The organism is Streptosporangium sp. NPDC005286 (genome assembly GCF_040607515.1).
Lineage (GTDB): Bacteria > Actinomycetota > Actinomycetes > Streptosporangiales > Streptosporangiaceae > Streptosporangium.
The window spans coordinates 1-10,099 of the sequence record NZ_JBEXGU010000246.1 but is presented as its reverse complement, the minus strand read 5'-3'; the positions used below and the strand labels follow the sequence as shown (position 1 = coordinate 10,099).

At 71.2% G+C, this 10,099-nt stretch carries 8 protein-coding genes and 1 pseudogene; 5 read left to right on the top strand and 4 right to left on the bottom strand.

Annotation, left to right across the window (positions count from 1 at the left end):
• Nucleotides 1-270 (top strand): annotated as a pseudogene (locus ABZU75_RS43005) (DNA primase); the annotation flags it as partial.
• Between the two features lie 24 nt (nt 271-294).
• Here the strand turns inward: ABZU75_RS43005 and ABZU75_RS43000 are convergent.
• The 3 genes from ABZU75_RS43000 to ABZU75_RS42990 are packed head-to-tail and all read right to left on the bottom strand — an operon-like array spanning nt 295 to nt 4,360.
• The gene (locus ABZU75_RS43000; protein ID WP_355568118.1) at nt 295-936 is read right to left on the bottom strand and encodes a response regulator transcription factor; all 642 of its coding nucleotides are present in this window, start codon (nt 934-936) and stop codon (nt 295-297) included.
• Nucleotides 933-3,032 (bottom strand): sensor histidine kinase, encoded by a 2,100-nt coding sequence (locus ABZU75_RS42995; RefSeq protein WP_355568115.1) that lies wholly within the window; start codon nt 3,030-3,032, stop codon nt 933-935. Before ABZU75_RS42995 ends, ABZU75_RS43000 begins: the two co-directional genes overlap by 4 nt.
• Nucleotides 3,033-3,085: 53 nt before the next feature.
• A complete protein-coding gene (locus ABZU75_RS42990) occupies nt 3,086-4,360 on the bottom strand; it encodes a sensor histidine kinase (protein ID WP_355568111.1) in 1,275 nt (424 codons plus the stop codon).
• Between the two features lie 213 nt (nt 4,361-4,573).
• Between ABZU75_RS42990 and hemL the strand changes: the two genes are divergently transcribed.
• Entirely contained in the window at nt 4,574-5,872 is a 1,299-nt protein-coding gene (gene hemL / locus ABZU75_RS42985; RefSeq protein ID WP_355568109.1) for a glutamate-1-semialdehyde 2,1-aminomutase, read from the top strand.
• 591 nt (nt 5,873-6,463) lie between these two features.
• Here hemL and ABZU75_RS42980 read toward each other — a convergent pair.
• Nucleotides 6,464-6,925: an ATP-binding protein gene (locus ABZU75_RS42980; protein ID WP_355568106.1), complete on the bottom strand. Its 462-nt coding sequence runs from the start codon at nt 6,923-6,925 to the stop codon at nt 6,464-6,466.
• Nucleotides 6,926-7,005: 80 nt separating this feature from the next.
• On the opposite strand from ABZU75_RS42980, the gene ABZU75_RS42975 reads away from it, so the two are divergent.
• From ABZU75_RS42975 to ABZU75_RS42965, 3 genes are all read left to right on the top strand, one after another.
• Nucleotides 7,006-7,209: a DUF397 domain-containing protein gene (locus ABZU75_RS42975; protein WP_355568103.1), complete on the top strand. Its 204-nt coding sequence runs from the start codon at nt 7,006-7,008 to the stop codon at nt 7,207-7,209.
• A 302-nt stretch (nt 7,210-7,511) separates the two neighbouring features.
• On the top strand, nt 7,512-9,644 hold the full coding sequence (locus ABZU75_RS42970; protein WP_355568100.1) for a sensor histidine kinase: 2,133 nt from the start codon (nt 7,512-7,514) through the stop codon (nt 9,642-9,644).
• 207 nt (nt 9,645-9,851) lie between these two features.
• The coding region (locus tag ABZU75_RS42965) for a DUF3592 domain-containing protein (protein ID WP_355568097.1) at nt 9,852-10,099 on the top strand (248 nt) is incomplete at its 3' end.

The following is a 10,099-nucleotide window of genomic DNA, read 5'->3' as shown; positions in this document are numbered from 1 at the left end:
GCCGTCAACGGCGACCGGGCCCTGTTCTATGTGGCCACTCGTAACGTCTCCGACGACGAGGACGAGTGGTGGTCCTGCGCCCTCGACTTCGGCCCGTCCACCATCGACGAGATGCCCGGCCTGCGCTGGCACTGCCGTGACAGCTACGTCCTCGCCCCGCCCTCGCTCCTGCCCGCTGGCCAGCACTGCTCGTGGCTGCGCCCGCCGGACGGCCGCCCGCTGCCCGATCCGCTCCGCGTCCTGGAGTTTCTCGCCGACGTCTGTGAGTGACTCTGGTACGGAGCAGCCGCCCGGTCAGGGAGAGCCACCCAGGCCGGCCTCGCGGGCGCGGACGATCGCCTGGGCGCGGTCGGCCACCTGGAGCTTCATGAAGATGTTGGAGACGTGGTTGCGCACGGTCTTGCCGGACAGGAAGAGGAGCCCGGCGATCTCGCTGTTGCCCTTGCCCTGGGCGACCAGCCCGAGCACCTCCCGCTCCCGCTCGGTGAGCTCGGGGAAGGCGGTACGTGACGGATCGGGCATGCCGGTGAAGTAGGTCAGGACGCGGCGGGCGATCTCGGGCCCGTAGATGGCCTCGCCGGCGGCGACGGCGTGTACAGCGCGGGCGATCTCCTCGGCGCCGGCCTCCTTGAGCAGGTAACCGCGCGCCCCGGCGCGCATCGCGGCGAACACCGAGTCGTCGTCGTGGAACATGGTCAGCACCAGCACCCCGATCCGCGGGCTGGTCCTGGTGATCGTCCTGGTCGCCTCGATGCCGTTGCCGCCGGGCATCTGCAGGTCCATCACGACCACGTCGGGCTGGAGCTCGGCGGCCAGTGCCACGGCCTCCTGGCCGCCGGAGGCCTCCCCGACGACCTCGATGTCCATGGCTCCGAGCAGGCCGCGGAGACCCTGCCGGAAGATCGGGTGGTCGTCCACGATCAGTACCGTGATCACTCGGCCTCCTCCACCGGCAACCTGGCGATCACCTCCGTGCCGCCGCCCGGCCCGCGGCCGATCACACATGAGCCTCCCACCTCTGCCGCCCGCTCGCGCATCGAGGTCAGCCCCACGCCCGCGACCGGGTTCTCGGGCAGGCCGATCCCGTCGTCGGCGACCTCCACGCGCAGCTCACCCGGCAGGCGGCGCAGCCGGATGAGGACGGTGGTCGCGCCGGCATGGCGGCGGGCGTTGGTGAGCGCCTCCTGAGCGATGCGGTAGGCGGCGACCTCGACGGCCGCGGGCAGGTCGTCCAGCGGGCCGGCCACGGTCACCGCGGTCTCTCCGGCCGCTGCCCGCAGCGCGCCCTCCAGACCCAGGTCGTCCAGCGCGGGCGGGCGCAGGCCGTACACCAGCTCGCGGACCGACGTGATCGTCGCGATCATCTCCTCGCGGACCCGGACCAGCAGCTTCTCGACGGCCCGAGGGTCGGTGTCGAGCCTTCTGCGCGCCTCGTCGAGGGCGAACGTGACGCTGGTCAGCGCCGGGCCGAGCCCGTCGTGCAGTTCCCTGCCCAGCCTGCGGCGCTCCTCGTCGCGGGTGGACCGGATGCGTTCCCGGGAGCGGTGCAGGTCGGCGGTGAGCCGTACGGCGTGCGCCAGCTCGGCGAGGTGCCTGGCGAGCACCTCCATCGGCTCGCGGCCCGGCCGGACCCCCGCCACCATCAGGGTTCCGACCCAGTCCGCGTGCCAGAACAGCGGCGTCTCCGCCGCCCCCGGTCGAAGCTCCCCGTCGGTGAACACGCGCGTCGCGCCCCGCCCGGTGCGGACCTCGACGCCGACCCCGGTGGCTCCCAGCGCCCCGCGGACCAGGGCCACGGCCTCGCCGAGGGCCGCCGCCGGGTCCTGCGCCCCCTGCCCGGTACGGCCGAGCAGGCCGACGACCCGGTAGGGGTCGCGCTCGACGGCGAAGGCCCGGTCCACCAACCGCTGCAGGCGTAGCCGTGCCGGGTGGAAGAGACCGCCCACGGCCAGTGCGGAGATCAGCCCGGCGCCTTGGCCCAGGTCGCTGGCCAGGGCACCGGCCAGCCAGATCAGCCCGAAGTAGATGCCTCCGGTGACCGCGACGAGGGAGCCGTAGACCAGCGCCCGGTTGAGCACGACGTCGATGCCGTAGAGGCGGTAGCGCAGCACCGACGCGATGATCGACAGGGGCACTCCGGCCATGAAGAGGGTCTCCGTGGCCCTCAGCAACCAGGAGCCGGTCGCCACCCGGAGGATCCAGGAGACCAGGAGCACCACCAGCGCGCCGACGTACCAGGCGATCTGGCGCCGGAGCTCGGTGTTGCCCGCCCGGTAGCGGAAGACCAGCGAGAGCACGCCGAGCGCGGTGAGCGCCATCATCGGGGCGCCGATGTACGACTCCACGATCGGGGAGATCTCACGCAGCGCCTCGACGCCGAAGGGGTTCGCGATCGGGAGCTGGAGCTCGAACTCGGGATCCGGGGCCAGTCCCAGGAACAGCGAGTGCCCGGCCATGAGGACCAGGTTGGCGTACAGGACCGGCCGCCAGCGCCGGGAGGGCAGCCGGCCGTCGGGGAAGAGCAGCGGCAGCAGCGAGATGAACACCGGAACGTGCCACAGCCACAGCCACAGCGCCAGCCACCCGAGATAGGGGGTGATCCCTCCGGGGTCGGTGAGGTAGAACCAGTGGGCGGCGCTGTAGACCAGGTAGTAGAGGCCGCCGGCCACCCCGCTGGCCCAGAGCAGCCAGGGGACGAGCAGCCGGGGCCGGCGGGTGATGAGGAACGCGCCGGCGACCGGGAACAGGAAGACCGTCGGATCCAGGGTGATGAAGTCCTCGCGCCAGGTCGAGGCGCTCAGCTCGACCAGCCAGATCGCCAGGAGGTTGCAGACCGGCGCCAGCACCGCGCCGGTCCAGACGAGAACGGCCAACGCCGTCCGCCGCCGGTTCCCCGTGGCGCCTCCGTCTGCCGGTGAGGTCATGGGGTTCTCGTCCCTGGGGACGGTCGCGCTGGCGGTGGTCGCGGGAGAGGGCGTTCTGTCTTCGTTCCTGGGGACGGTCACGGGGTCTGCGGGCGTGGGGGAGGTCATGCCGGCTCCGTTGTCCGTGAATGAGGTCGTGAGGTCTTCGCCGATGAAGGAGATCACGGTGCTTCCGTTTCGAGGGGTAGCCGGGCGACGACCTCGGTGCCGCCACCCGGACGCGGCCCGATCGTGCACGAGCCGCCCGTCTCCGCCGCCCGCTCGCGCATGGAGAGCAGGCCCACGCCACCGCGGACCTTTTCCGGCAGGCCGATCCCGTCGTCGGCGATCGAGAGCCGTAACTCGCCGCCCGCCGTCGCAGCGTCCGCTATGCCGCCGGATCCGCCTCCGGTGACCGTAGGCCCGACGCCTTTGACCGGTACCACCTCGGCCCGTACCAGGGCGGTGGTGGCCTGGGCATGGCGGCGGACGTTGGTGAGCGCCTCCTGGGCGATCCGGTAGGCCGCCACCTCCACCGCCGGGGGTACGTCCTCCAGCGGACCGGCCAGCGCGACGTCCACCCGCGGCCCCGGCGCGTCGGCCAGCGAGCTCAGCGAGCCGGCCAGGCCGAGGTCCTTCAGCGCGGGCGGGCGCAGACCGTACACCAGGTCCCTGACGTCGACGATCGCGGCGCCCATCTGGTCGCGCACGCGGATCAGCAGTCCCTCCACGGCCTCGGGATCCCGCTCCAGCCGGAGCCTGGCCTCGTCCACGGTCATCGCCAGGCTGGCCAGCGTCGGCCCCAGCCCGTCGTGCAGGTCGCGGCGGAGTCTGCGCCGTTCCTCCTCCCGGGTGGTGAGGATGCGCTCCCTGGACCGCCGGAGGTCCGCGGTGAGCCGTACGGCGTGCGCCAGCTCGGCCAGGTGCCGGGCCAGCAGGTTCAGCAGGTCCGGTGAGGGGGCGGGACCGCTGCTGAGCAGCCGTCCGACCGGCTCCCCGTGCCAGACCAGCGGAGTCTCGACCGACCGTTCCCCCAACTCGCCGTCGGCGACGGTTCCACCGTGGACCTCGACGGCCACGCCGTCGGCGCGCAGCGCCTGGCGGACCAGTACCACGGCGGTGGCCAGCCCCTCGGCGGGGTCGACGGCCTCCTGCAGGGTGCGGCTCAGCCGGTCGGCCACCCGGTAGGGGTCGTGCTCGACGCGGAGCAGCCGGTTCACGGCACGCTGCAGGCGCAGCCGTACCGGGCGGAAGACCGCGCCCACGGTCAGCGCCGCGACGAGCCCGGCCACCGGATCCTCGCCGCCGGACAGTGTGCCGGTCAGCCAGGTCAGGCCGGAGTAGATCCCCCCGGCGATCAGCGCCAGCGTGCCGTAGACCAGGACGCCGTTGAGCACGGCGTGGACGCCGGATGGCCGGACAGCGGGGGGCTGTGCGGGGGGCGTCGTGACTGCCATGAGGGCAGGATCTCTCAGGTGATGTCCCGCTGTCTCGGGGCAGATGTCCCGTTTTGGAATGAATTTTCTGGGTCGCAGTGATTCGGGGGCGTGGCTGCTCGGGCAGCCCGTCTCTCAGTGGGGGCGAACACGCGGTGCGGAACCCGGGGCGGCCTTCCCCCGGGGGGAACGCCGCAGGCGGAGGCTCGTCCCGCGGTGACTACCCTGGTGGGCGTGAGCCGTACTGAGAACTCCGAGGACCTGTTCGCCCGCGCACGTGAGATCGTCCCGGGAGGTGTCAACTCCCCGGTCCGCGCCTTCGGAGCCGTCGGCGGCACGCCGCGCTTCATGGCTTCGGGGCAGGGGCCCTACATCACCGACGTGGACGGCAACCGTTACGTCGACCTGGTCTGCTCGTGGGGGCCGATGATCCTCGGCCACCGGCATCCCGCCGTGATCGAGGCCCTTCAGGAGGCGCTGCGCGACGGCACCTCGTTCGGTACGGCGACGGCCGGCGAGGTCGAGCTCGCCGAGGAGATCGTCGCCCGGGTCGACCCGGTGGAGAAGATCCGCCTGGTCAGCTCCGGCACCGAGGCCACCATGTCCGCGGTGCGGCTGGCGCGTGGCTTCACCGGCCGATCCAAGATCATTAAGTTCGCCGGCTGCTACCACGGCCATGTCGACGCCCTGCTCGCCTCGGCCGGTTCCGGCCTGGTGACCTTCGGCCTGCCCGACACCCCCGGCGTGACCGGCGCCTCGGCCGCCGACACCGTGGTGCTGCCGTACAACTCGATCGAGGCGGTCACCGAGGCGTTCCAGGCGTTCGGCGCCGAGATCGCGTGCGTGATCACCGAGGCGTGCCCGGCCAACATGGGCGTCGTCCCGCCGCTGGACGGGTTCAACGCCAGGCTGCGGGAGCTGTGCACCGCGCACGGCGCCCTGCTGATCATCGACGAGGTGCTCACCGGCTTCCGGGTCTCGGAGGCGGGTTGGTACGGGCTCGATCCGGTCGACGCCGACCTGATGACCTTCGGCAAGGTCATGGGCGGTGGCCTGCCCGCCGCCGCGTTCGGCGGTCGCGCCGACGTGATGGCCCACCTCGCTCCTGAGGGGCCGGTCTACCAGGCGGGCACCCTGTCCGGAAACCCGCTGGCCTGTGCTGCCGGCCTGGCCACCCTGCGCGCCTGTGACGAGGGCGTCTACGACCAGGTGGATGCCGCGGCCCTGGTCATCGGCCGCGCCGCCGCCGACGCGCTGGCCGCCGCCGGGGTGCCGCACCGCCTGCAGCGTGCCGGGAGCCTGTTCTCCATCTTCTTCACCGACGAGCGGGTGGTCGACTTCGACGCCGCCCAGAAGCAGAACACCGCCGCCTATCGGGCGTTCTTCCACTCGATGCTCGACCAGGGTGTCTACCTGCCGCCGTCGGCGTACGAGGCCTGGTTCCTGTCCGCCGCCCACGACGACGAGGCCCTCTCCCGCATCGCCGACGCCCTTCCCGCCGCTGCCAAGGCCGCCGCTTCCGTTTCCGCTTAGCGGGCGGTCTGTTCGGGTTCTTCCTGGCGGGTGGGTGTTCCCGGCGGCTGTTGTTCTGCCGGATGTGTGTTCGCGCTCCGGTGGGCGGGTGCTCCGGGCGGCCGTTGTTGGTGGCGGGTTTGGGGATTCAGGCCTTCGGCCTGGCGGGCGCGGTGGTCGCGGATTCTTATAAGCCGCCCGGAGCACCCACCCACCTCCGCGCACCCCTTGTCCCGCCGTACGGCCTGCGGGCCGTAGTCGCTTTCTTACGGGCCGCCCATTGGGCTCTTTGACGCTGAAGCAATCCGTACGGGGGCGTTCTGGGTCCATTGCCGTAGCTGAAGCGCCGGTGCGGGAAGGAGCGCAGGGGGCTCGTCGTGGTTCATCGGGCCCATCGTGCCTGCCGTCGTTGGTCGGCTGGCCGCGGCTTGCTGGGGCTTGTCGTTGCCGGTCATGGCTTGGCTCGGGGGCGAGTGTGATCGTCTGGTGGGGCACACCGCTGGTAGGGCGCGCCGCGACTTGGGGCGCCACCGCGAGCGGAGGGGCTGCCACTGTGACCGGAGGGAGGGGTACGCCTCGGGCGAGGAGCTTCGGTCAGGTGGGGCAGGTGGGTCAGATGGGCCAATTGGAGAGGGAGCCGGGTCCGTCAGGTTCGTTGGCTCTGGTGGTTTCGTTGGTTTCGTTGGTTTCGTTGGTTTCGTTGGTTGGGAGGTGGAACCAGACGGCGGTGCCTGCTTCGGGGGCGTGGTGGGTGCCCCAGGCGGTGGCCATGGTCTCGACCAGGAGCAGGCCGCGTCCGCCGTCGCTGTCGAAGTCGGTCGCGCGGACGAAGGGGAGGCTGGTGGCCGAGCTGTCGTCGATCACCTCGGCGTGGATCATGCCGCCGCCCAGGCCCAGGCAGACCGTGATCGATCCTGCTGTGGTCCGTCCGGAGTCGATCCGGACGCGGGTCTCGCCCCCGGACATGATCTCCAGCACCGGCTGCCCCACCTGGGGAAGCATCAGCGAGGTGCTCACCCCCAGGCCCCGCAGGTCCCAGCCCAGCCGCACCAGGTGAATCAAAGGTCGTATCAAGGCTGGAGAGTTCGACACGCGTCCCTGATCATGTGATGGGTCGGAGAAGGTTCCCTGGAGGTGAGGGGTGCAGGTTCCCCATGACTGATCTGGCGAGCGCCGTCTGGCACAAGAGCAGCCTGAGCGGCAGCGGCAACAACTGCGTCGAGGTGGCCCACGTAGACAACCAGTACCTTGTCTGCGACTCCAGGGATCCTCGCGGCGCCGCGCTTGTCTTCTCGGCGGGGGACTGGACGGCCTTCCTGGGCCGTGTTAAGGCTGGGGACTTCGATGCGCGTCCCTGATCATGTATGGGGCGGAGAAGGCTGCCTGGAGGGGGTTCCGGTAGCAATCGCGAAAAATCCCGCGGATACAGGTCTGACCTGCATGGATAGAGCTTGGTCCGCCGTTTCGTGATCGTGTTTCCCGAGGAGTCTTCGCAGGTCGGCAGCAACATCGTTGGATTCATGGCCATTACCCGGACGCCCTGCGGCCGAGTTCCCAGTTGGTAACCCATTCGCCACGATGGCGGTGAATCACATCTTTTGTGCCGTTTCGCAGGCACGCTAAGGTCAAGCAGGAACGGGAGCCGGAAAGCAGGGTCGGGATGGCGTGGGCAGCCCGGGCGGTCGCCGTCGTCCTGGCTGTGCTGTCTCCGGTGCTCGTGGTCGCGGCCATGCTGATCTTCGCGGGACTTCCGGAGGAGTGGCTGCCGCCGGTGACGGTCACGCCGCTGACGGCGGCGGGGGTGACCTTTCCCGTGGTCAGCGCGTTCCTCATCGCGCATCGGCCTCGGCTCAAGCTGGCATGGCTGATGTGCGCGGGCGGGCTCGGCGGTGCCGTCTACGACTTCTGCCAGGCGATGATGCTGGCGTCCGCGGCACGCGGGGATCTCGCGCTGGCGGGGCTCCTGAGGTTCCCGGCGCAGGTGGGCTGGGCAGTGTGCGGGCTCGTGCTGGAGATGCTGCTGCCGCTGTACTCCCCGGACGGCAGGTTGCCCTCGCCGCGCTGGCGAGCGGTGCTGCTGCTGGGTGTGGTGTCCATCGGTGCCGAGACCGCGCGCCAGTTCGTGCGGCCGGATCCGCCGCTTGAGGGCTACCTGTTCCCCGTCGTCATCCACAACCCGCTGCAGATCCCCGCTCTGGCGCCGTACCACTCGGCGATAGGGGTGCTGACCTGGACGGGGATCTTGGTGACGCTGCCGTTGGCGGCGCTGTCCCTGCTGCTGCGTCTTCGCCGGGCAGACCCGGTGGGCAGGCGGCAGATCGGCTGGCCGCTGTTGGCGTTCGCCGGGTACATCGTGTTCATGCTCGTGGGCATCGTCGTGCCGGAGCTGTACTGGCTGTCGACCCTGTGGGCGATGCTCGTCCCCGTCGCGATGGTGTTCTCGGTGATGCGCTACCGGCTGTACGGCATCGACACCGTCATCAGCCGGACCTTCGTCGCCGCAGGGCTGCTGGCCGTGGTCGGCGGGGTCTACTTCGGTGTGGCCGCGCTGTCGAGCCTGATGGTGTCCGGGTACGACCAGATCGCCGGGCTCGCCGCCGCCCTGTTCACGGGCGCGTTCTTCCAGCCGTTGCGCCGGATGCTGCAACGTGCCGTCGACCGCCTGCTCTACGGTCCGGTCGGCGACCCACGCGTGCTCGCCGAGCGGCTGGTCCAGGAGATGCGCCGGGGAGATCCGGCGCAAGCGCTGGCGTCGGTGATCGGGGTGCTGCGCGAGGGCCTGGCGGTACAGGGGGTCACGGTGGAGGTGACCGGCGGCGAGCCGGGGGACCAGGTCAGCGTGGCAAGCATGGTCAGCGGGCAGGTCGGCGACTCCCCGCGCGAGGTACCACTGGTCTGGCACGGCGAGCAGGTGGGGCGGCTGCTGGTCGGCCCGCCTGCCCCGCGCCGCTTCCCCGCCGCGCACGACGAGCGGGTGCTGGAAACGTTGGTCCCGTACGCGGCCGACGTGGCGCACGCGCTGCGGATGGCGGCCGACCTGCAGGGCTCCCGGGAGCGCATCCTGACCGCCCGGGAGGAGGAGCGTCGGCGGCTGCGCCGCGACCTGCACGACGGCCTGGGCCAGACGCTCAGCAGGATGGCCATGACCATCAACATGGCCCGCCTCAGCCTGAAGACCTCCCCGGAGGCGGCGGACGGGCTGCTGCGCGAGTTGCGCTCCGGCATGGACGCGGTCACGGGCGACATCCGGCAGCTCGTCTACGGCCTGCGCCCGCCCGCCTTGGACGATCTGGGCCTGGCCGCCGCTGTACAGGCGCTGGCCGGGCCGGCCGACTCCGAAGGCCCCGCCACGGAGGTGAGCGCCGAGGGCGACCTGGCCGGCCTGCCCGCCGCCGTCGAGGTGGCCGTCTACCGGATCGCGCAGGAGGCGCTGACCAACGTCCGGCGGCACGCGCGTGCCACTCGCGTCCGTGTCGAGCTGCGTCGCGAGCCCGAGGCGCTGCGCCTGCTGATCGCCGACGACGGCGTGGGCCTGTCGCCGGAGCGCCGCTCGGGCGTCGGCCTGGCCTCCATGCGCGAGCGCACCGCGGAGCTGGGCGGACTCTGCCTCATCAGCGGCGAGCCTGGGGAGGGCACCACGGTGGAGGTGACGTTCCCCGTTCTCGCGACCGACGCGTCGCCGGTACGGCAACACCGGACGGCTTCTGTCGGCAGGCGGCCGGCCCCTGAGTCCGGAGATCACGAAGATCGCGGAAGTTCCCCACGTGGCGAACCCGAGAACCACCGTTCTTAATGACCTGCCCATCTCCTCGTCCAGGCGCGGCGCCCCAATGATCTACAAGTCGTTCTCCACTGTCGGCCTCTAGCCTCATCCGCGGTCCTCCTGAGCCGGAGCGAATCGGCGCGGTGCAGGCCCTCGAACGGGACTGCGACAGCGGCCCTTGAACGAGATGAGAAGGAGGCGGTGGTGGACATGAGCATCGTGCCGTTGTTTGGAATCGTGCCATTGTTTGGAATCGTGGTCGGAGCGGTGTTCGTCGGGGCCGGCATCCGGGTGATGACTGTCGGGCAGCGGCTGCGGCGGCACGGGGTGCGGGTGCCGGGCGTCGTCGTGGGACTGCGCAGGTCCAGCGGCGGCAACCGCCTGTACTATCCCACGCTGCAGTTCCAGACGGTGCAGGGCTCCGTGGTGGAGACCGAGTCGGATCTGGGCTCCAACCCGCCGCCGGCCCGTCCGGGCCAGCAGGT